The following is a 21,271-nucleotide window of genomic DNA, read 5'->3' on the forward strand; positions in this document are numbered from 1 at the left end:
CCAGCGGGAGCAAGCTCCCTCGCCACAGGTCCGGTGATTTCCTTGATGAACAGTATTGCCTGTGAAGGCCTCAGTACTAGTCGAGCAATGAAATGGCAGTCGGTGCATCGTTGCCCACCAGCGCCAGATCTTCAAACTCATTGACGGCGTTGATCTCGGTGCCCATGGAAATGTTAGTCACCCGTTCCAGGATAATCTCGACGATCACCGGCACCTTGAACTCCTCGATCATTTTCTCGGCCTGGCGCAGGGCCGGTGCGATCTGACTCGGTTCGAACACCCGTAGCGCCTTGCACCCCAGGCCTTCGGCCACGGCAATGTGGTCCACGCCATAGCCGTTGAGCTCCGGTGCGTTGAGGTTGTCGAAGGACAGCTGCACGCAGTAATCCATGTCGAACCCGCGTTGGGCCTGGCGGATCAGCCCCAGATAAGAGTTGTTCACCACCACATGGATGTACGGCAGCTTGAACTGCGCACCCACCGCCAGCTCTTCGATCATGAACTGGAAGTCATAGTCGCCCGACAGCGCGACGACCTTGCGGCTCGGATCGGCCTTGACCACCCCCAGCGCGGCCGGAATGGTCCAGCCCAAAGGACCTGCCTGGCCACAGTTGATCCAATGGCGTGGCTTGTAGACGTGGAGGAACTGCGCCCCGGCGATCTGTGACAAGCCAATGGTGCTGACGTAGCAGGTGTCCTTGCCGAATACCTGGTTCATTTCTTCGTACACACGCTGTGGCTTGACCGGCACGTTGTCGAAGTGCGTCTTGCGTTGCAGGCTGGCCTTGCGTTGCTGGCAGTCTTGCAACCAGGCGTCGCGGTTTTTCAGCTTACCGGCGGCTTGCCATTCACGGGCCACTTCGATGAACACCGTCAGGGCCGAGGCGGCATCGGAAACGATGCCCAGGTCGGGAGTGAACACGCGGCCGATCTGGGTCGGCTCGATGTCCACGTGAATGAACGTGCGGCCTTCGGTATAGACATCCACCGAACCGGTGTGACGGTTGGCCCAGCGGTTGCCGATGCCCAGCACCACGTCCGACTTGAGCAAGGTTGCGTTGCCATAGCGATGGGAGGTTTGCAGGCCGACCATGCCGACCATCAGCGGGTGATCGTCGGGGATGGTGCCCCAGCCCATCAAGGTTGGGATGACGGGGATGCCAGTCAGTTCGGCGAACGCCACCAGCAGTTCGCTGGCATCGGCGTTGATGATGCCGCCGCCAGCCACCAGCAATGGACGCTCAGCCTGATTGAGCATCGCCAGGGCTTTCTCGATCTGCACGCGGTTGGCCGCGGGTTTGGCCAGGGGCAGTGGCTGGTAGGCGTCGATGTCGAATTCGATCTCGGCCATCTGCACGTCGAACGGCAGGTCGATCAGCACCGGGCCCGGACGGCCGGAGCGCATCTCGAAGAACGCCTTCTGGAAGGCATACGGCACCTGGCCCGGCTCGAGCACGGTGGTTGCCCATTTGGTCACGGGTTTGACGATGCTGGTGATATCCACAGCCTGGAAGTCTTCCTTGTGCAGACGGGCGCGAGGGGCTTGCCCGGTGATGCACAGGATCGGGATCGAGTCGGCCGAGGCGCTGTAGAGCCCTGTCACCATGTCGGTGCCGGCCGGGCCCGAGGTGCCGATGCACACACCGATATTGCCGGCCTTGGTGCGGGTGTAGCCCTCGGCCATGTGGGAGGCGCCTTCAACGTGGCGAGCAAGGACGTGATCGATGCCACCCACTTTCTGCAGGGCGGAGTACAGCGGGTTGATCGCGGCACCCGGGATACCGAAGGCGGTGTCCACGCCTTCACGGCGCATTACCAGAACGGCGGCTTCGATTGCTCTCATTTTGCTCATTGTTTGTGCCTCTTACGTTTTGTAATTGTATACAAGTGGCTGTGTGATGAGTGTATTCACGGTAAATGGCGCAGGTCAATCCATTTCCTCAAGCACCTGTTTCATTCGTCGGAAGGTCAGGTTTTGCTGTGGTCTTCATCGATTAAAGTGGCCTGCGAGGAATTATTGTATACAAAATTATGAATTACTGTGTTCTATTTGTTGTGTTCGGTTTTGCTGAAAGTGAAGCCCGCAAGGTTCTCCCATAACAAAAGAAGGACAGCACCCATGAGCGTTCTAACCTTGAAAATCGCCGTCAACCTGGCCGGGCAAGCCCTTGCCGTCGGTCGTGAAATCAGCGCTGCGCCTTTGACCGTCGCGGTCCTGGACAGTGGCGGACACCTGATTGCCTTGCAGCGCGAAGACGGCGCCAGCCTGCTTCGCCCGCAGATCGCCATCGGCAAGGCCTGGGGCGCCATCGCCCTGGGTAAAGGCTCGCGTCTGCTCGCCCAGGACGCCCAGCAACGCCCGGCGTTCTTTGCCGCTTTGAATGGGTTGGGACAGGGCAACGTCGTACCGGCCCCGGGTGGGGTATTGATCAGGGATCAGGATGGGAAGGTGCTGGGGGGCGATGGGGGTCAGTGGTGATGTTTCGGATGTGGATGAGCAGGTGGCGGTCAGGGCGGTGGAGGCGCTGCAGTTGAGGGCGGATGTGGGGGTGGTTGCTTGATTTTTATGCTGATTTGACTGGCGTCTTCGCGAGCAGGCTCAGATTTGATGCTGGACACATAATGTCTAAATACCGCAAACCCAGTGTGGGAGCGGGCTTGCTCGCGATTGAAGGCGACTCGGTCTTCAGTCTGGCTCACACCCCTTCAACACCAACCGAATAATCGTCTGCGCCGCCGCTTCGTAATCCGCTTCATCCAGCTTGGCCTTGCCGGTCACGGCGCTGATCTGCCAGTCGAAATCGGCATAGGTCTGGGTGGCGGCCCAGATGCTGAACATCAGGTGGTTGGGGTCGATGGGGGCGATCTGGCCACGGTCGATCCAGGTCTGGATGCAGTCGATGTTGTGCCGGGCCTGGGCGTTGAGTTGTTCCACCAGGTCGGGGCTCAGGTGGGGGGGCGCCGTGCATGATTTCGCTGGCGAAGACTTTCGAGGCGAAGGGCAGGTCGCGGGAAATGCGGATCTTGGAGCGGATGTAATGACTCAGTACCTCGCCGGGCACACCGTCGGCATTGAACGGTGTCGAAGCCTGGAGAATCGGCTCGATGATGCTTTCCAGTACCTCGCGGTAGAGGTTTTCCTTGGATTTGAAGTAGTAGTAGACGTTGGGTTTGGGCAGGCCCGCCTTGGCCGCGATGTCGCTGGTCTTGGTCGCGGCGAAGCCCTTGTCGGCAAACTCTTCGCTGGCGGCACGCAGGATCAATTCTTTGTTGCGCTCGCGGATAGTGCTCATAAACCCAGGGGTTCCTTGCCTGTTCTGGCGGTGGCGCATGGTAGCACCGGCCTCGCGCGGCGCTCAAGAATGCCCAAGGCGCCGCGGCTCGCGGTATGCTGCGCGGCATTATTATTCAAGGAGCCCACTCCATGGCTGGAAGCAGTTTGCTGGTACTGATCGACGATATCGCCACCGTGCTCGACGATGTCGCGCTGATGACCAAGATGGCCGCCAAGAAAACCGCCGGCGTGCTCGGCGATGACCTGGCGCTCAATGCCCAGCAAGTCTCGGGTGTGCGTGCCGAGCGGGAGCTGCCGGTAGTCTGGGCAGTGGCCAAGGGTTCGTTTATCAACAAGTTGATCCTGGTGCCGTCGGCGCTGGCGATCAGCGCCTTCGTGCCCTGGTTGGTGACGCCGTTGTTGATGGTGGGCGGCGCCTACCTGTGTTTCGAAGGGTTCGAAAAGCTGGCCCACAAGTTCCTCCACAGCCCGGCCGAAGAGCAGGCAGAACATGCGCAACTGGTCGAGGCCGTGGCGGATCCGGCGGTCGATCTGGTGGCCTTTGAAAAGGACAAGATCAAGGGTGCGGTACGCACCGACTTCATCCTGTCGGCGGAAATCATCGCCATCACCCTCGGCACCGTTGCCGACGCCGCACTGACCCAGCAGGTGATCGTCCTGTCGGGCATCGCCATCGTCATGACCATTGGCGTCTATGGCCTGGTGGCCGGCATCGTCAAGCTCGATGACCTGGGGCTTTGGTTGACCCAGAAACCAGGGCAGGCCGCCAAAAGCATCGGAGGCGCCATCCTGAGTGCAGCGCCCTACATGATGAAAAGTCTGTCGGTGATCGGCACGGCGGCGATGTTCCTGGTGGGCGGTGGCATCCTGACCCATGGCGTGCCGGTGGTGCATCACTGGATCGAAGGCGTGACGGCCAGCGCCGGTGGTGCCGGGTTTATCGTGCCGATGTTGCTCAATGCGGTGGCGGGGATCGTCGCTGGGGCGGCGGTGTTGGCGGGGGTGATGGTGGTCGGCAAGGTCTGGAAAGCGCTGAAAGGCTAAGACCTGGCAACCCATGACAACTGTGGGAGCGAGCTTGCTCGCGATAGCGGTCTGTCAGACAACATAAAGGTTGAATGACAGGCCTTCATCGCCAGCAAGCTCGCTCCCACAGCGGGTTTTGGGGTGGCCGAACGTTACTCGGCAATCTGCAACTTGCGCGACTCGGTGTACACGTAGCGCACCTTCTCATATTCGAACGGCGAGTTCAGTTGCCCGTAGCGGAAGCTGGTCTGGTAGCGTTTGTCGACGCCGCGCAGAAGCAGCAATTCCGGGTGGTTGGCGCTGACTTCGGCGACATTGAGGTAGTTGATCGCTGATTCGGCCGTGTAGTCCACCAACAAGCCTGAGGTGTCGCGCAGGTTCGAAGGGCCGAAGATCGGCAATACGAAGTACGCGCCGCCAGGGACGCCGTAGAAGCCCAGGGTCTGGCCGAAGTCTTCGCTCTGGCGCGGCAGGCCCATGGCGGTGGCCGGGTCCCACAGGCCGGCGATGCCGACGGTGGTGTTGAGCAGCAGGCGCGCTGTGGTTTCCATCGAACGCTTGCCCTTGAATTGCAGCAGGCTGTTCATCAGGTTCGGCACATCCCCCAGGTTGTTGAAGAAGTTGCTGACGCCGGTGCGCACGAAGCTGGGCGTGACGTAGCGGTAGCCATCGACCACCGGCAGGAAGACCCATTGGTCGAAGCGGTAGTTGAAGTGGTAGACGCGGCGGTTCCAGGATTCCAGCGGGTCATAGACGTTCAAGGCATTGAGCGTCGAGCGCTCGAACTCACGCTGGTCCAGCCCCGGGTTGAACTTGAGCTTGCTCAACGGCTCCTTGAAACCGTCGGAGTCCACCACCACAGGCGCATTGGCCTTGCTGTTATCGGCCTGGGCCAGGCCAGCACTCATTAACGCAGCGATAAGCAGGAGATATTTAGCCACGGAAGAACTCCAGCATCGCGTCGCTGTTGACGCGGTAATTAATGTTGCCGCAATGGCCGCCCAGTGGATAAACCGTCAAGCGGTCGCCAAAGGTCTTGCGCAGGAAGCCCAGGTCACCCGGGCCGAGGATCACGTCGTCAGCGTTGTGCATGACGGCAATCTTCGGGCTGTCGTGCAGGTAATCCTTCAGCGCGTACAGGCTGACCTGGTCGACCAGTTGCAACAGGCTGCCGCCGTCAGTGCGCGCGCGCCACATCGGAATCACCTGCTCGGTGAGGTAACAGTCGAAATCGCATTGCAGTGCACGCTTGAGGAACGGCGTCAGGCTGGTGCTTTCGGTAATCGGGAACTTGGGCGGGATGATCAGCCCGCGCCGATTGATCAGGTCCGAAGTGAACGCGATGTCGGCCGCCGAGAAACGGAACGAGGTGCCGATCAGCATGGCCATCTGCTCGTTGCTCAAGTGTTGCTTGGACTGCTGGAAGTCATAGAGCAGCGCATCGTTGAGGTCGATGTAGCCTTTTTGCTGGAAGTAGCGCGTCAGCTTGTTCAGTACCAGTTCGTAGAACGTGGTGGTGCTGTTGATGCCCTTGACCTCGGTCTGGACCAGTTTGTCCAGGTTGGTGATCGAGGTGTAGAGGTTCACCGGTGGGTTGAGCAACAGCACTTTCTTGAAATTGAAGCTGCGCCGGGTTTCGTCCAGGTGTGCGACGAAGGCCGCGTCCAGGGCGCCGAGGCTGTAGCCGGTCAGGTAATACTCGGTCACTGGCAGCTTGGGGTTCTGCGCGCGCACGGCTTGCATCACCCGGTACATGTCTTCGGCGTCTTCCTTGCTGATGCCCGGGGTGGCAAAGCGTGAGGCGGCGCTCATGAAGTCGAAGCTGGTGGGCGAGGACAACTGCACCACGTGGTAGCCGGCCTTGTAGTAGAGGCGCTTGAGGTATTCATTAATGCTACTGTCAAAGCGCGCACCGGTGCCGGCGATGAGGAAGATCAGCGGCGCGGGTTTGTCCTGGGTGGCCATGCGGTAAGTGAGGCTTTTCACCGGCCAGAAGTTGTCCGGCAGGATGAACTCGCGTTCCGGGCGCAGGGTCAGGCTGTGGTCCGCCTGATTGATGTCTTCGATCAGCGGCAGCTCCGGGCGCAGGTCCGGCGGAGTGGTGGCGATGGTCGCTTCGAACGGGTTGGTCAAGGGGTAGCCATAGCTGGCGGCGTCAATGTCTGCCGCCAGCGCGGACGCACTCAGGATAAGGCCGCCGAGAAGGGCAGCGAAGCGCAAGGAACGGAGCATGACTGGATCCCTTAGAGGAAGGTGCCGAATGAGGTTCGCAGGCTATGACCACCGAAGCAGAGCCAAGTGCCATGACGGGCACAAAACAGGCACGGACGGGGTGCGATAGTAGCGGGACGATACACGGTCGTGCGTGCTGGCGGCTAGTTATCTGGCGTTTGCCGGATTTGACTGCTAAATCTCATGTGTGATGGAGCTACAAATGCCCGGAACTGAGAGCTGGCGTTCTGATGTCGTTTCTCGTTGCCTCGACGTCGCAGGCAGAGCAGGTTCCAGATCGGCGCGGGTTGATGATCGACAGGTCAGTACTCCACTGACGTTCGAGCCGGTTTCTAAGCGGGCGTGATGGGGGCGCTGCCACCATAACTATACGTTGACGCCGCTCGGCATCCGCCGGGCGCAGCACTTTCGGGGAAGTAACGATGAAGATGCGACGACTCTTGGGCGCAGGTGCCGCACTGGTACTGGCGATCAGCTCCACACTGGCTAGCGCCGAAACCAAAACCCTGAGCATCGGTTACGTTGACGGCTGGTCCGACAGCGTCGCGACCACTCACGTGGCCGCCGAAGTGATCAAGCAGAAACTCGGTTATGACGTGAAGCTGCAAGCGGTCGCGACCGGGATCATGTGGCAGGGTGTGGCCACCGGCAAACTCGACGCGATGCTTTCGGCTTGGCTGCCGGTGACTCACGGCGATTATTGGACCAAGAACAAGGATCAAGTGGTCGATTATGGCCCGAACTTCAAGGACGCCAAAATCGGCCTGATCGTGCCGGAGTACGTCAAGGCCAAGTCGCTCGAAGATCTCAAGACCGACGACTCCTTCAAGAAGCGCATCGTCGGCATCGATGCCGGTTCAGGCGTGATGCTCAAGACCGAACAGGCAATCAAGGACTACGACCTGACCGGTTATCAACTCAAGGCCAGTTCCGGTGCCGGCATGATTGCCGAGCTGACCCGCGCCGAGAAGAAAAACGAATCCATCGCGGTCACCGGTTGGGTGCCGCACTGGATGTTCGCCAAGTGGAAACTGCGCTTCCTGGAAGACCCGAAAGGCGTCTACGGCGCGGCTGAGACTGTAAACAGCATCGGCAGCAAGGAACTGGGCGCTAAGGCGCCGGAAGTGGCCGAGTTCCTGAAGAAGTTCCAGTGGGCTTCGAAAGACGAGATCGGCGAAGTCATGCTGGCGATCCAGGAAGGGGCTAAGCCGGACGCAGCGGCCAAGGACTGGGTCGCCAAGCACCCGGACCGTGTAAAAGAGTGGACCGGCAAGTAACTCACCGGGTTTAGCTGGCTCGAAAACCGTATGGCGTTGTGTCATGCGGTTTTTTTGTGCCTGCAATTCTTCGATTGGCACCGCTCCCACAGGGGGAATACCAATAATGTGCGGGAAACTGGTAAAGCCGTCATATCGTTCTAATACTAAGGTCGTCTGGAACCTGGCCTTGAGCCGCATAGAGTAGGGCTGTTCCAATTAAATCTGTGCTGCGAGGATAAAAACAATGAACGACAGCATTTACCTCTCGATTCAAAACAGCCCGCGCTTCAAGGAGCTGGTTCGAAAAAGAGAAAAGTTCGCCTGGATTCTCTCGGCGATCATGCTTGGGTTGTATTCCGGCTTCATTCTTCTGATCGCCTACGGGCCACACATTCTCGGGGCCAAGATCACGCCTGAGTCCACCATGACCTGGGGTATTCCCATCGGTGTCGGCCTGATTCTCTCGGCTTTCGTTCTGACTGCAATCTACGTACGGCGCGCCAACGGCGAGTTCGACGACCTGAACAATGCGATTCTCAAGGAGGCTCAGCAATGATCCGGCGTCTATTGGCCCTATTGAGCATCGCAGCGTTCGCCCCGGGCGCCTGGGCGGCTGAAGCCCTGACCGGTGCCGTGCAGAAGCAACCCCTTAACGTCGCGGCGATCCTGATGTTCGTTGCCTTCGTCGGCGCGACTTTATACATCACCTACTGGGCGTCCAAGAAAAACAACTCGGCGGCCGACTACTATGCGGCCGGCGGCAAGATCACCGGCTTCCAGAACGGCCTGGCAATTGCTGGCGACTACATGTCGGCGGCGTCTTTCCTGGGCATTTCCGCGCTGGTGTTCACCTCCGGTTATGACGGTCTGATCTACTCCATCGGGTTCCTGGTGGGCTGGCCGATCATTCTGTTCCTGATCGCTGAGCGCCTGCGTAACCTGGGTAAATACACCTTTGCCGACGTGGCGTCCTATCGCCTCGGGCAAACCCAGATCCGCAGTCTGTCCGCCAGCGGCTCGCTGGTGGTGGTGGCGTTCTACCTGATCGCGCAAATGGTCGGTGCCGGCAAGCTGATCCAGCTGCTGTTCGGCCTGGACTACCACGTTGCGGTGATCCTGGTGGGCATCCTGATGTGCCTCTATGTGTTGTTCGGCGGCATGCTGGCCACCACCTGGGTACAGATCATCAAGGCGGTGCTGTTGCTGTCGGGTGCTTCGTTCATGGCTCTGATGGTGATGAAGCACGTCAACTTTGACTTCAACATGCTGTTTGCCGAAGCGGTCAAGGTTCACCCTAAGGGTGAGGCGATCATGAGCCCTGGCGGCCTGGTGAAGGATCCGATCTCGGCCTTCTCCCTCGGTCTGGCGCTGATGTTCGGTACCGCTGGCCTGCCACACATCCTGATGCGCTTCTTCACCGTGAGCGACGCCAAGGAAGCGCGCAAGAGCGTGCTGTATGCCACCGGCTTCATCGGTTACTTCTACATCCTGACCTTCATCATCGGCTTCGGCGCGATCCTGCTGGTCAGCACCAACCCGGCCTTCAAGGACGCGGCAGGTGCCTTGCTCGGCGGTAACAACATGGCGGCGGTGCACCTGGCCAATGCCGTGGGCGGCAGCATCTTCCTCGGCTTCATCTCGGCGGTAGCCTTTGCCACCATCCTGGCGGTAGTCGCGGGTCTGACCTTGGCCGGTGCCTCGGCGGTGTCCCATGACCTGTATGCCAGCGTGATCAGGAAAGGCAGGGTCAACGAGAAGGATGAGATCCGCGTCTCGAAAATCACCACCATCGCCCTGGCGGTGCTGGCGATCACCCTGGGTATCCTGTTCGAGAAGCAGAACATCGCGTTCATGGTCGGCCTGGCGTTCTCCATCGCGGCGAGCTGCAACTTCCCGGTATTGCTGCTTTCGATGTACTGGAAGAAGCTGACCACCCGTGGCGCCATGATCGGCGGCTGGCTGGGCCTGGTCAGTGCCGTGGGCCTGATGATCCTCGGCCCGACCATCTGGGTGCAGATCATGGGTCACGAGAAGGCGATCTTCCCGTATGAATACCCTGCGCTGTTCTCGATGGCCATCGCCTTCGTCGGCATCTGGTTCTTCTCCATTACCGACAAGTCGGCTGAAGGTGCAAACGAGCGGGCGCTGTTCTTCCCGCAGTTCGTGCGTTCGCAGACTGGCCTGGGGGCGAGTGGGGCGGTTAACCACTGATGCGGTAAGCGGTAAGCGTCGTGATTGAAGAAATACCCCGGTCGAGAGGCTGGGGTATTTTTTTGTGCCGGGTTTATGAGGAGTGCCAGGTTTGCCGCCATCGCGAGCAAGCTCGCTCCCACATTGGAGCGCGTTCATCCTGTGGGAGCGAGCTTGCTCGCGATGACGTCGGGTCTGTCAATGCGGTTCTGGACCAGATAAAAAGAGGCACAAACAAAACAGCCCCTGCTCTTATATAAGAAGCAGGGGCTGTTTCAGTACAGCTTTGAACCTATCGCAAGGCAGGCCTTACTTGCGGTCTTCCAGCTGGGTAATGTCACGCGACTCGTAGCCAGTGTACAGCTGGCGTGGACGGCCGATCTTGTACGGGCTGGAGAGCATTTCCTTCCAGTGGGAGATCCAGCCGACGGTCCGCGCCAGGGCGAAGATCACGGTGAACATGCTGGTTGGAATGCCGATCGCCTTGAGGATGATCCCCGAGTAGAAGTCGACGTTCGGGTACAGCGAGCGTTCGATGAAGTATGGGTCGGTCAGGGCGATCTCTTCCAGGCGCATGGCCAGCTCGAGTTGCGGATCGTTCGTGATCCCCAGTTCCTTGAGCACTTCGTCGCAGGTCTGCTTCATGACGGTGGCGCGCGGGTCGCGGTTCTTGTAGACCCGGTGACCGAAGCCCATCAGCTTGAACGGATCGTTCTTGTCCTTGGCCTTGGCGATGAACTTGTCGATGTTCGAGACATCGCCGATTTCATCGAGCATGGTCAGTACCGCTTCGTTGGCACCGCCGTGGGCTGGGCCCCAGAGTGCGGCGATACCAGCGGCGATACAGGCGAACGGGTTGGCACCCGAGGAACCGGCCAGGCGCACGGTAGACGTGGAGGCGTTCTGCTCGTGGTCGGCATGGAGGATGAAGATCCGGTCCATGGCCTTGGCGAGCACCGGGCTGATCGGTTTGATCTCGCACGGGGTGTTGAACATCATATGCAGGAAGTTCTCTGCATAGGTCAGGTCGTTGCGCGGGTACATCATGGGCTGGCCCATGGAGTACTTGTAGACCATGGCTGCCAGGGTCGGCATCTTCGCCACCAGGCGGATCGCGGAGATTTCGCGATGCTGGGGGTTATTGATGTCCAGGGAGTCGTGGTAGAAAGCCGAGAGGGCGCCGACAACGCCGCACATGACGGCCATCGGGTGGGCGTCGCGACGGAAACCGTTGAAGAAGGTCTTCAACTGTTCGTGAACCATGGTGTGGTTCTTCACGGTGCTGACGAACTGGGCCTTTTGCTCTGCGGTTGGCAGCTCGCCGTTGAGCAGCAGGTAGCAGGTTTCCAGGTAGTCCGATTTTTCAGCCAGTTGCTCGATCGGGTAGCCGCGGTGCAGCAGGATGCCGTTGTCGCCGTCGATATAGGTGATTTTCGACTCGCACGAGGCGGTCGACATGAAACCTGGGTCAAAGGTGAAACGGCCCGTGGCCGTCAGGCCCCGTACGTCGATTACATCGGGACCAACGGTGCCGGTTAAAATGGGCAGCTCGACGGGGGCTGCGCCCTCGATGATCAACTGCGCTTTTTTGTCAGCCATGTGGCCTCCTATTAATGCTTGGAATCATCAGACAGACCCCCCACGCAGGGCCCGCACCACTATAGTGAGATAAATCCGAATGTCAATTTGCCTAAAGTCTTGCTCCAGAAGGCTTTAACCGGACTTTTTCCGCGAAATTACCTGCCGTTTACGCCTTTTGCGCCGTATGTGCAATGCGCTATTAGGGGAAGGTGAACGCGTTGTCATTAGTAGCCTAACTGTCTATACTCGGCCACCGACCGCCAGGGGCTTTTGGGCCTGCTTTCTTGGGGGTCGTCACTCCCTGGGTGGTGAGTACCTGACCAGTGCGCGCCCCAACAACTTTGCCCTGATTGTTAGGGGCTCTTCAGTGTGAAAAAAAAGCCGTGAAAAGCCAACGACCTGTAAACCTAGACCTAAGGACCATCAAACTCCCAGTCACTGCTTACACGTCCATTCTTCACCGTATTTCCGGTGTCATCCTCTTCGTCAGCCTGGCCATCATGCTTTATGCATTGGACAAGTCGCTCGATTCGGAAGAAGGCTTCGGTCAGGTGAAAGCGTGTCTGACCAGTCCGCTAGCCAAGCTAGTGATTTGGGGCATCCTGTCCGCCTTGCTGTATCACTTGGTTGCCGGTGTGCGCCACTTGATCATGGACATGGGCATCGGTGAGACGCTGGAAGGCGGCAAGCTGGGCTCGAAAATCGTTATCGCCGTTTCCGTGGTGGTAATCGTTCTGGCAGGAGTTTGGATATGGTAACCAACGTCACGAACCTTTCGCGTTCGGGCCTCTATGACTGGATGGCCCAGCGTGTGTCTGCGGTCGTTCTCGCGGCTTACTTCATCTTCCTGATCGGATATGTCGTAGCAAACCCAGGCCTGGGCTACGCCCAATGGCATGAACTGTTCGCAAACAACTGGATGCGTATCTTCAGTCTGCTGGCACTTGTCGCACTAGGCGCTCACGCCTGGGTCGGCATGTGGACCATCGCGACCGACTACCTGACGCCAATGGCGTTCGGTAAGTCGGCGACTGCCGTACGTTTCCTCTTCCAGGCAGTATGCGGCGTTGCGATGTTCGCTTACTTCGTCTGGGGTGTGCAGATTCTCTGGGGTATCTGATCCATGGCTAACATTCCAACGATTTCTTTCGACGCTATCATCATTGGTGGCGGCGGTGCCGGCATGCGCGCAGCGCTGCAGCTGGCACAGGGCGGTCACAAGACTGCCGTGATCACCAAGGTTTTCCCGACCCGTTCGCACACTGTTTCCGCCCAGGGCGGCATCACCTGCGCCATCGCCTCGGCCGACCCGAACGATGACTGGCGCTGGCACATGTACGATACCGTCAAGGGTTCCGACTACATCGGTGACCAGGACGCTATCGAATACATGTGTCAGGAAGGCCCGGCCGCGGTGTTCGAGCTGGACCACATGGGTATGCCATTCTCGCGTACCGAGCAAGGTCGTATCTATCAGCGTCCGTTCGGTGGCCAGTCCAAGGACTACGGCAAGGGCGGCCAGGCTGCGCGTACTTGCGCGGCGTCCGACCGTACCGGTCACGCGCTGCTGCACACCCTGTACCAGGGCAACCTGAAAGCCGGTACCACGTTCCTGAACGAGTACTACGCTGTTGACCTGGTGAAGAACCAGGACGGCGCCTTCGTCGGTGTGATCGCGATCTGCATCGAAACCGGCGAAACCACCTACATCCGCGCCAAGGCCACCGTACTGGCGACCGGCGGTGCAGGCCGTATCTACGCATCCACCACCAATGCCCTGATCAACACCGGTGACGGCGTCGGCATGGCCCTGCGTGCTGGCGTGCCGGTGCAAGACATCGAAATGTGGCAGTTCCACCCAACCGGCATCGCCGGCGCCGGTGTACTGGTGACCGAAGGTTGCCGTGGCGAAGGTGGTTACCTGATCAACAAGCACGGCGAGCGTTTCATGGAGCGTTATGCTCCGAACGCCAAGGACCTTGCCGGTCGTGACGTGGTTGCCCGTTCGATGGTTAAAGAAATCATCGCTGGCAACGGTTGCGGTCCGAATGGCGACCACGTGATGCTCAAGCTCGACCACCTGGGCGAGGAAGTGCTGCACAGCCGCCTGCCAGGCATCTGCGAACTGTCCAAGACCTTCGCTCACGTCGATCCAGTCGTTGCGCCGGTTCCAGTGGTTCCAACCTGCCACTATATGATGGGCGGCGTTGCCACCAACATTCACGGCCAGGCAATCACCCAGAACGCCGAAGGCGTGGACGAAATCATCCCTGGCCTGTTCGCAGTGGGTGAAGTGGCTTGCGTATCGGTCCACGGTGCCAACCGCTTGGGCGGCAACTCGTTGCTCGACCTGGTGGTCTTCGGTCGCGCTGCCGGCCTGCACCTGGAAAAAGCCCTGTCCGACGGTATCGAATATGACGATGCCACCGACGCCAACATCGAAGCCGCCTTGGCGCGTCTGTCCGCCCTGAACGAGCGTACCGAAGGCGAAGACGTGGCGACCCTGCGTCGCGAGTTGCAAAACTGCATGCAGAACTACTTCGGTGTATTCCGTACCGGCGAATACATGCAGAAGGGTATTGCCCAGCTGGCGCAATTGCGTGAACGAATCGCCAACGTGAAGATCAACGATAAGTCGCAGGCGTTCAACACTGCCCGTATCGAAGCGCTGGAGTTGCAGAACCTGCTGGAAGTGGCCGAAGCCACCGCCATCGCCGCAGAAGTGCGTAAAGAGTCCCGTGGCGCCCACGCCCGCGAAGACTTCGAAGACCGTGACGACGAAAACTGGCTGTGCCACACCTTGTACTTCCCGGGTGAAAAACGCGTCGCCAAGCGTGCCGTGAACTTCTCGCCGAAGACTGTTCCGACTTTCGAACCAAAAGTCCGGACTTATTAAGGGTGACCGCTATGTTGCAAGTCAGTGTTTATCGCTACAACCCTGATCAGGACGCTGCGCCGTTCATGCAGGACTTCCAGGTCGATACCGGTGGTAAAGACCTGATGGTGCTGGACGTGCTGGCCCTGATCAAAGAACAGGACGAAGGTTTCTCCTACCGTCGCTCCTGCCGTGAGGGCGTTTGCGGCTCCGACGGCATGAACATCAACGGCAAGAACGGCCTGGCCTGCATCACGCCGCTGTCGGCCGTGGTCAAGGGCAACAAGCTGATCGTTCGTCCGCTGCCAGGTTTGCCGGTTATCCGTGACCTGGTCGTCGATATGAGCATCTTCTACAAGCAATACGAGAAGGTGAAGCCATTCCTGCAGAACGACACGCCGGCTCCGGCCATCGAGCGTCTGCAGACTCCTGAAGAGCGTGAGAAGCTCGACGGTCTGTACGAGTGCATCCTGTGCGCTTGCTGCTCGACCTCGTGCCCATCCTTCTGGTGGAACCCGGACAAGTTCCTGGGCCCGGCCGCCCTGCTGCAAGCGTACCGCTTCCTGGCAGACAGCCGTGACACCAAGACGTCCGAGCGTCTGGCTTCGCTGGATGACCCGTTCAGCGTATTCCGCTGCCGCGGGATCATGAACTGCGTCAACGTCTGCCCGAAAGGCCTGAACCCGACTAAGGCCATCGGTCACATTCGTAACATGCTGCTGCAAAGCGGCGTTTGATTCAGCTGCTGTACCCGTAGGACCGTTGTACCCGTAAAGGCCAGGGCGCGGGCTTCAACCCGCGTCTTGGCTATAACCAGAACAGCCGCTCACAAAGCGGCGGTTCTTATTTTGAAGAAATGAGACAAGCAGGGGCATCCGGGCTGGTACCCGGACTATCAGCGTGATCCTAAGTGGCTTGTTTTAGTCGCTGCACTCGGACTTCTGCAAGTTTGCTCGGTGTTTTCGCCGGTGGTGTTCCCCTAATCGAGGGTGACCAAGCATGCAAGAAAGCGTGATGCAGCGCATGTGGAACAGTGCCCACCTTTCCGGTGGTAACGCTGCCTATGTGGAAGAGCTTTACGAGCTCTACCTGCACGACCCTAACGCTGTGCCAGAAGAATGGCGCACCTACTTTCAGAAGCTACCGGCCGACGGTAATTCTGCCACTGATGTTTCGCACTCGACGATTCGCGATCATTTCGTGTTGCTGGCAAAGAACCAGCGCCGCGCTCAACCGGTATCTGCCGGCAGCGTGAGCTCCGAACACGAGAAGAAGCAAGTTGAAGTATTGCGACTGATCCAGGCCTACCGGATGCGTGGCCACCAGGCAGCCCAGCTTGACCCGCTGGGGCTGTGGCAGCGTCCTGCACCTGCAGACCTGTCGATCACTCATTACGGCTTGACCAATGCCGACCTTGATACGACCTTCCGTGCCGGCGACCTGTTCATCGGCAAAGAGGAAGCGAGCCTACGCGAAATTCACGAAGCGTTGCAGCAGACATATTGCCGCACCATCGGCGCTGAATTTACGCACATCGTCGATTCCGAGCAGCGCCAGTGGTTCCAGCAGCGTCTGGAAAGCGTTCGTGGTCGTCCGACGTACTCCGCTGATATCAAGAGCCACTTGCTCGAGCGCGTCACCGCCGCCGAAGGCCTGGAAAAGTACCTGGGCACCAAATACCCGGGCACCAAGCGTTTCGGCCTGGAAGGTGGCGAAAGCCTGATCCCGCTGCTGGACGAGCTGATCCAGCGTTCGGGTTCCTACGGCACCAAGGAAGTTGTCATTGGCATGGCCCACCGTGGTCGCCTGAACGTGCTGGTCAATACCTTCGGCAAGAACCCGCGCGAGCTGTTCGACGAGTTCGAAGGCAAGAAGAAGGTCGAGCTGGGTTCCGGTGACGTGAAATACCACCAGGGCTTCTCGTCCAACGTGATGACCACAGGCGGCGAAGTGCACCTGGCCATGGCCTTCAACCCATCCCACCTGGAAATCGTTTCCCCGGTGGTCGAGGGTTCGGTCCGTGCTCGCCAGGACCGTCGCAACGATCCGACCGGTGAAAAGGTCCTGCCGATTTCCATCCACGGTGACGCTGCGTTCGCAGGTCAGGGCGTGGTCATGGAAACCTTCCAGATGTCGCAGACCCGCGGCTTCAAGACGGGCGGTACCATCCACCTGGTGATCAACAACCAGGTCGGCTTCACCATCAGCAACCCTGAAGACTCGCGTTCCACCGAGTACTGCACCGACGTTGCGAAGATGATCCAGGCGCCGATTCTCCATGTGAATGGCGATGACCCGGAAGCCGTACTGTTCGTGACCCAGTTGGCCATCGACTACCGCATGCAGTACAAGCGCGACGTGGTGATCGACCTGGTCTGCTACCGTCGTCGCGGCCACAACGAGGCCGACGAGCCAAGCGGCACCCAGCCTCTGATGTACCAGCAGATCGCCAAGCAGCGCACCACCCGTGAGCTGTATGCCGAGCGCCTGACCCAGAGCGGTGTGCTGGATGCTGCGCGCGTCCAGGAAAAAGTCGATGAATATCGCAATGCCCTGGACAATGGCCTGCACGTTGTAAAAAGCCTGGTCAAAGAGCCGAACAAAGAGCTGTTCGTGGACTGGCGTCCATACCTGGGCCACGCCTGGACCGCGCGTCACGACACCCGTTTCGACCTCAAGACCCTGCAGGAACTGTCCGCCAAGCTGCTAGAAATCCCGGACGGCTTCGTGGTTCAGCGCCAGGTCGCGAAAATCTACGAAGACCGGCAGAAGATGCAAGCCGGCGGCCTGCCGATCAACTGGGGTTATGCCGAAACCATGGCGTACGCGACCCTGGCGTTCGAAGGTCACCCTGTGCGCATCACCGGCCAGGACGTAGGCCGCGGCACTTTCTCGCACCGCCACGCGGCGCTGCACAACCAGAAAGACGCCAGCACCTACATCCCGCTGCAACACCTGTACAAGGGCCAGCCACGTTTCGACCTGTACGATTCGCTGCTGTCCGAGGAAGCCGTCCTGGCGTTCGAATATGGCTACTCCACCACCGAGCCGAATGCGCTGGTGATCTGGGAAGCCCAGTTCGGCGACTTCGCCAACGGTGCCCAGGTGGTGGTCGACCAGTTCATCACCAGTGGTGAGCACAAGTGGGGCCGTCTCTGCGGTCTGACCATGCTGTTGCCACACGGTTATGAAGGGCAGGGGCCGGAGCACTCGTCGGCACGTCTGGAGCGTTACCTGCAACTGTGTGCCGAGCACAACGTCCAGGTCTGCGTACCGACCACGCCGGCACAGATCTACCACCTGCTGCGTCGTCAGGTCATCCGTCCGCTGCGCAAGCCGCTGATCGTGCTGACACCGAAGTCGCTGCTGCGTCACAAGCTGGCGATCTCCACGCTCGAAGACCTGGCCGAAGGCTCGTTCCAGACCGTTATTTCGGAAATCGACACCCTGGACGCGGCGAAGGTCACTCGCCTGGTCCTGTGCAGCGGCAAGGTCTACTACGACCTGCTGGAAAAACGTCGTGCCGAAGGCCGCGAAGACATCGCCATCGTGCGTATCGAGCAGCTTTACCCGTTCCCGGAAGAAGACCTGATGGAGGCCATCGCGCCTTATACCAACCTCACCCATGTGGTGTGGTGTCAGGAAGAACCGATGAACCAAGGCGCGTGGTACAGCAGCCAGCATCACCTGCGTCGCAGCATTGGCAACCATAACAAGGCCCTGGGTCTTGAATATGCCGGCCGTGATGCGTCCGCTGCACCTGCGTGTGGTTATGCGTCGATGCACGCCGAGCAGCAGGAAAAACTGCTGCAAGATGCCTTTACCGTTTAACGCCTTCGCGCACCTGAAACCGAATTTAAGGAACCACAGATAATGGCTATCGAGATCAAAGCCCCCACTTTCCCGGAATCGGTTGCCGATGGCACCATTGCCACCTGGCACAAAAAACCGGGCGACGCGGTCAAGCGCGACGAACTGATCGTCGACATCGAAACCGACAAAGTCGTTCTGGAAGTGTTGGCCGAAGCTGACGGCGTGCTCGGCGAAATCATTGCCGAAGAGGGCGCTACCGTCCTGTCGAACCAGGTACTGGGCTCGATCCAAGAGGGCGGCGCTGCTGCCGCTGCTCCGGCCGCCGCCGCTGCGCCTGCCGCTGCCCAGGCCGCTGCTCCAGCTGCCGACGGTGAAGACGATCCAGTCGCTGCCCCGGCCGCGCGCAAGATCGCCGAAGAGAACGGCATCAACATCGCTTCCGTTGCCGGCACTGGCAAGGGTGGTCGTGTGACCAAGGAAGACGTGGTTGCCGCCGTTGCCGCCAAGAAAGCCGCTCCAGCCGCTGCTCCGGCCAAGGCTGCTGCGCCTGCCGCTGCCGCGCCGGTGTTCGCTGCCGGTGACCGTGTTGAAAAACGCGTTCCGATGACCCGCGTTCGCGCTACCGTGGCCAAGCGTCTGGTCGAAGCCCAGTCGAACATGGCGATGCTGACCACCTTCAACGAAGTCGACATGACAGAAGTCATGGCCCTGCGTTCGAAGTACAAGGATCTGTTCGAGAAGTCCCACAACGGCGTACGCCTGGGCTTCATGTCGTTCTTCGTCAAGGCTGCCACCGAAGCGCTGAAACGCTTCCCGGCGGTCAATGCGTCGATCGACGGTTCGGACATCGTCTACCACGGCTACGCCGATATCGGTGTTGCTGTTTCCAGCGACCGTGGCCTGGTGGTTCCAGTACTGCGTAACGCCGAACTGATGAGCCTGGCCGAAATCGAAGGCGGCATCGCCACCTTCGGCAAGAAGGCCCGTGACGGCAAGCTGTCCATCGAAGAGATGACCGGCGGTACGTTCACCATCACCAACGGTGGTACATTCGGTTCGATGATGTCGACCCCGATCGTCAACCCGCCGCAAGCGGCTATCCTGGGCATGCACAACATTCTGCAGCGTCCTATGGCGATCAATGGTCAGGTCGTGATTCGTCCGATGATGTACCTGGCGCTGTCCTACGATCACCGCCTGATCGACGGTAAAGAAGCCGTGACGTTCCTGGTAACCATCAAGAACCTGCTTGAAGATCCGGCTCGTCTGCTGCTGGATATCTGATTTTCGCCGCGAGGGCCGGTCTGTTGTGACCGGCCTCTTGCTGAAACAACCGGTTTCGTCCCACGACGGTCACCACAAGTGACCGTTCGGTTTGATTCGAAAAGGAATGACTCATGACTCAGAAATTCGACGTGGTAGTGATTGGTGCGGGCCCTGGCGGCTACGTAGCGGCCATCAAGGCTGCGCAACTGGGCCTCACCACTGCCTGCATCGAGAAATACACCGACAAAGAGGGCAAGCTGGCCCTTGGCGGTACTTGCCTGAACGTCGGTTGCATTCCTTCCAAGGCGCTGCTGGACAGCTCCTGGAAGTTCCACGAAGCGCAAGACGGCTTGGCCATTCACGGTATTGGCGGTGTCAACCGCGAAAATGTCACCATTGACGTGCCTGCCATGGTTGGCCGCAAAGCCAACATCGTCAAAGGCCTGACCTCGGGTGTTGCCACCCTGTTCAAGGCCAACGGCGTGACTTCGATCCAGGGCCACGGCAAGCTGCTGATGGGCAAGAAAGTCGAAGTGACCAAGCCAGACGGCTCGGTTGAAGTGATCGAAGCCGAAAACGTCATCCTGGCGCCAGGCTCGCGTCCGATCGACATTCCACCGGCTCCGGTCGACCAGAACGTGATCGTCGATTCCACCGGTGCCCTGGAATTCCAGAGCGTACCAAAACGCCTGGGCGTGATCGGCGCCGGCGTGATCGGCCTGGAGCTGGGTTCGGTATGGTCGCGCCTGGGCGCGCAAGTGACCGTACTGGAAGCCCTCGACACCTTCCTGATGGCCGCCGATGCCGCGGTCTCCAAGGAAGCGCTGAAAACCCTGACCAAACAGGGCCTGGACATCAAGCTGGGCGCTCGCGTGACCGGTTCGAAGGTCAACGGCGAAGAAGTCGTGGTCAACTACACCGACGCCAATGGCGAACAGACCATCACTTTCGACAAGCTGATCGTCGCGGTCGGCCGTCGTCCAGTGACCACCGATCTGCTGGCTGCCGATAGCGGCGTGGAACTCGACGAGCGCGGTTTCATCAAGGTTGATGATTTCTGCGCCACCACCGTACCGGGCGTCTTCGCCATCGGTGACGTGGTTCGCGGCATGATGCTGGCACACAAGGCCTCCGAAGAAGGCATCATGGTCGTCGAGCGCATCAAGGGCCACAAAGCCCAGATAAACTACGACCTGATCCCATCGGTTATCTACACCCACCCGGAAATCGCATGGGTCGGTAAAACCGAGCAGACCTTGAAAGCCGAAGGCGTTGAAGTTAACGTCGGCACCTTCCCGTTTGCAGCCAGTGGCCGTGCCATGGCAGCCAACGATACCGGTGGTTTTGTGAAAGTCATCGCCGATGCCAAGACGGATCGCGTATTGGGCGTTCACGTCATTGGCCCGAGCGCTGCCGAGCTGGTACAGCAAGGCGCGATCGGCATGGAATTCGGCACCAGCGCTGAAGATCTGGGCATGATGGTCTTCTCCCATCCGACCCTGTCCGAAGCCTTGCACGAAGCGGCCCTGGCCGTAAATGGCGGCGCCATCCACGTGGCCAACCGCAAGAAGCGTTAATAGACAATAAGAAACCACGGCGGTATGGCCCGTCGTGAGCCTTGCGAGCAAGACTCACCGCGGAATATCCGCTGGACGCAGCCTTGCGTAGCCGAACCGGTTAACTGGAACGCTACGCAAGCAGCAGTCACAGGTGGTGCGGCACCAGAACGGTGCA

At 59.5% G+C, this 21,271-nt stretch carries 15 protein-coding genes and 2 pseudogenes; 12 read left to right on the top strand and 5 right to left on the bottom strand.

Annotation, left to right across the window (positions count from 1 at the left end):
- Nucleotides 1-76: 76 nt before the first annotated feature.
- Complete coding sequence (gene gcl / locus TK06_RS29085) at nucleotides 77-1,852, bottom strand: glyoxylate carboligase (RefSeq protein ID WP_063324835.1); 1,776 nt, start codon at nucleotides 1,850-1,852, stop codon at nucleotides 77-79.
- 267 nt (nucleotides 1,853-2,119) lie between these two features.
- Between gcl and TK06_RS29090 the strand changes: the two are divergent.
- A pseudogene (locus TK06_RS29090) lies at nucleotides 2,120-2,561 on the top strand (GlcG/HbpS family heme-binding protein).
- Nucleotides 2,562-2,686: 125 nt separating this feature from the next.
- On the opposite strand, the pseudogene TK06_RS29095 reads toward TK06_RS29090, so the two are convergent.
- A pseudogene (locus tag TK06_RS29095) lies at nucleotides 2,687-3,293 on the bottom strand (TetR/AcrR family transcriptional regulator).
- Nucleotides 3,294-3,424: 131 nt separating this feature from the next.
- Here TK06_RS29095 and TK06_RS29100 point away from each other — a divergent pair.
- Nucleotides 3,425-4,339 (top strand): DUF808 domain-containing protein, encoded by a 915-nt coding sequence (locus tag TK06_RS29100; RefSeq protein ID WP_063324836.1) that lies wholly within the window; start codon nucleotides 3,425-3,427, stop codon nucleotides 4,337-4,339.
- 134 nt (nucleotides 4,340-4,473) lie between these two features.
- On the opposite strand, the gene TK06_RS29105 is transcribed toward TK06_RS29100, so the two are convergent.
- Both TK06_RS29105 and TK06_RS29110 read right to left on the bottom strand, forming a co-directional pair.
- Entirely contained in the window at nucleotides 4,474-5,262 is a 789-nt protein-coding gene (locus tag TK06_RS29105; RefSeq protein ID WP_063324837.1) for an MlaA family lipoprotein, read from the bottom strand.
- Entirely contained in the window at nucleotides 5,255-6,553 is a 1,299-nt protein-coding gene (locus TK06_RS29110) for a hypothetical protein (protein WP_063324838.1), read from the bottom strand. Before TK06_RS29110 ends, TK06_RS29105 begins: the two co-directional genes overlap by 8 nt.
- Before the next feature lie 422 nt (nucleotides 6,554-6,975).
- On the opposite strand from TK06_RS29110, the gene TK06_RS29115 reads away from it, so the two are divergent.
- From TK06_RS29115 to TK06_RS29125, 3 genes are all read left to right on the top strand, one after another.
- Nucleotides 6,976-7,830, top strand: a complete 855-nt coding sequence (locus TK06_RS29115; protein WP_063324839.1) for a glycine betaine ABC transporter substrate-binding protein — start codon at nucleotides 6,976-6,978, stop codon at nucleotides 7,828-7,830.
- Between the two features lie 226 nt (nucleotides 7,831-8,056).
- Entirely contained in the window at nucleotides 8,057-8,368 is a 312-nt protein-coding gene (locus tag TK06_RS29120; RefSeq protein ID WP_003179217.1) for a DUF485 domain-containing protein, read from the top strand.
- On the top strand, nucleotides 8,365-10,023 hold the full coding sequence (locus tag TK06_RS29125; protein ID WP_063324840.1) for a cation acetate symporter: 1,659 nt from the start codon (nucleotides 8,365-8,367) through the stop codon (nucleotides 10,021-10,023). Before TK06_RS29120 ends, TK06_RS29125 begins: the two co-directional genes overlap by 4 nt.
- A 288-nt stretch (nucleotides 10,024-10,311) precedes the next feature.
- Here the strand turns inward: TK06_RS29125 and gltA are convergent, their stop codons facing one another.
- Nucleotides 10,312-11,601: a citrate synthase gene (gltA, locus tag TK06_RS29130; RefSeq protein WP_014339589.1), complete on the bottom strand. Its 1,290-nt coding sequence runs from the start codon at nucleotides 11,599-11,601 to the stop codon at nucleotides 10,312-10,314.
- A 365-nt stretch (nucleotides 11,602-11,966) separates the two neighbouring features.
- On the opposite strand from gltA, the gene sdhC reads away from it, so the two are divergent.
- From sdhC to lpdA, 7 genes are all read left to right on the top strand, one after another.
- The gene (gene sdhC, locus TK06_RS29135) at nucleotides 11,967-12,341 is read left to right on the top strand and encodes a succinate dehydrogenase, cytochrome b556 subunit (RefSeq protein WP_024780620.1); all 375 of its coding nucleotides are present in this window, start codon (nucleotides 11,967-11,969) and stop codon (nucleotides 12,339-12,341) included.
- Complete coding sequence (gene sdhD, locus TK06_RS29140; protein ID WP_003204438.1) at nucleotides 12,335-12,703, top strand: succinate dehydrogenase, hydrophobic membrane anchor protein; 369 nt, start codon at nucleotides 12,335-12,337, stop codon at nucleotides 12,701-12,703. Before sdhC ends, sdhD begins: the two co-directional genes overlap by 7 nt.
- Nucleotides 12,704-12,706: 3 nt before the next feature.
- Complete coding sequence (sdhA, locus tag TK06_RS29145) at nucleotides 12,707-14,479, top strand: succinate dehydrogenase flavoprotein subunit (protein ID WP_063324841.1); 1,773 nt, start codon at nucleotides 12,707-12,709, stop codon at nucleotides 14,477-14,479.
- A gap of 11 nt (nucleotides 14,480-14,490) precedes the next feature.
- Nucleotides 14,491-15,195, top strand: coding sequence for a succinate dehydrogenase iron-sulfur subunit (locus tag TK06_RS29150; protein ID WP_003204434.1), 705 nt, complete (start codon nucleotides 14,491-14,493; stop codon nucleotides 15,193-15,195).
- Between the two features lie 262 nt (nucleotides 15,196-15,457).
- Nucleotides 15,458-18,289: a 2-oxoglutarate dehydrogenase E1 component gene (locus tag TK06_RS29155; RefSeq protein WP_063324842.1), complete on the top strand. Its 2,832-nt coding sequence runs from the start codon at nucleotides 15,458-15,460 to the stop codon at nucleotides 18,287-18,289.
- Between the two features lie 42 nt (nucleotides 18,290-18,331).
- A complete protein-coding gene (gene odhB / locus TK06_RS29160; protein WP_063324843.1) occupies nucleotides 18,332-19,555 on the top strand; it encodes a 2-oxoglutarate dehydrogenase complex dihydrolipoyllysine-residue succinyltransferase in 1,224 nt (407 codons plus the stop codon).
- Between the two features lie 113 nt (nucleotides 19,556-19,668).
- On the top strand, nucleotides 19,669-21,114 hold the full coding sequence (gene lpdA / locus TK06_RS29165; RefSeq protein ID WP_063324844.1) for a dihydrolipoyl dehydrogenase: 1,446 nt from the start codon (nucleotides 19,669-19,671) through the stop codon (nucleotides 21,112-21,114).
- The last annotated feature ends 157 nt before the right edge of the window (nucleotides 21,115-21,271 follow it).

Source organism: Pseudomonas fluorescens (genome assembly GCF_001623525.1).
Classification (GTDB): domain Bacteria; phylum Pseudomonadota; class Gammaproteobacteria; order Pseudomonadales; family Pseudomonadaceae; genus Aquipseudomonas; species Aquipseudomonas fluorescens_Q.

Coding starts and splice junctions, on each gene's coding strand:
- sdhA (WP_063324841.1), top strand. CDS start 12,707: ATGGCTAACATTCCAACGATTTCTTTCGACGCTATCATCATTGGTGGC.
- TK06_RS29110 (WP_063324838.1), bottom strand. CDS start 6,553: ATGCTCCGTTCCTTGCGCTTCGCTGCCCTTCTCGGCGGCCTTATCCTG.
- TK06_RS29155 (WP_063324842.1), top strand. CDS start 15,458: ATGCAAGAAAGCGTGATGCAGCGCATGTGGAACAGTGCCCACCTTTCC.
- gcl (WP_063324835.1), bottom strand. CDS start 1,852: ATGAGCAAAATGAGAGCAATCGAAGCCGCCGTTCTGGTAATGCGCCGT.
- TK06_RS29125 (WP_063324840.1), top strand. CDS start 8,365: ATGATCCGGCGTCTATTGGCCCTATTGAGCATCGCAGCGTTCGCCCCG.
- TK06_RS29150 (WP_003204434.1), top strand. CDS start 14,491: ATGTTGCAAGTCAGTGTTTATCGCTACAACCCTGATCAGGACGCTGCG.
- lpdA (WP_063324844.1), top strand. CDS start 19,669: ATGACTCAGAAATTCGACGTGGTAGTGATTGGTGCGGGCCCTGGCGGC.
- odhB (WP_063324843.1), top strand. CDS start 18,332: ATGGCTATCGAGATCAAAGCCCCCACTTTCCCGGAATCGGTTGCCGAT.
- TK06_RS29115 (WP_063324839.1), top strand. CDS start 6,976: ATGAAGATGCGACGACTCTTGGGCGCAGGTGCCGCACTGGTACTGGCG.
- TK06_RS29100 (WP_063324836.1), top strand. CDS start 3,425: ATGGCTGGAAGCAGTTTGCTGGTACTGATCGACGATATCGCCACCGTG.
- sdhD (WP_003204438.1), top strand. CDS start 12,335: ATGGTAACCAACGTCACGAACCTTTCGCGTTCGGGCCTCTATGACTGG.
- gltA (WP_014339589.1), bottom strand. CDS start 11,601: ATGGCTGACAAAAAAGCGCAGTTGATCATCGAGGGCGCAGCCCCCGTC.
- TK06_RS29120 (WP_003179217.1), top strand. CDS start 8,057: ATGAACGACAGCATTTACCTCTCGATTCAAAACAGCCCGCGCTTCAAG.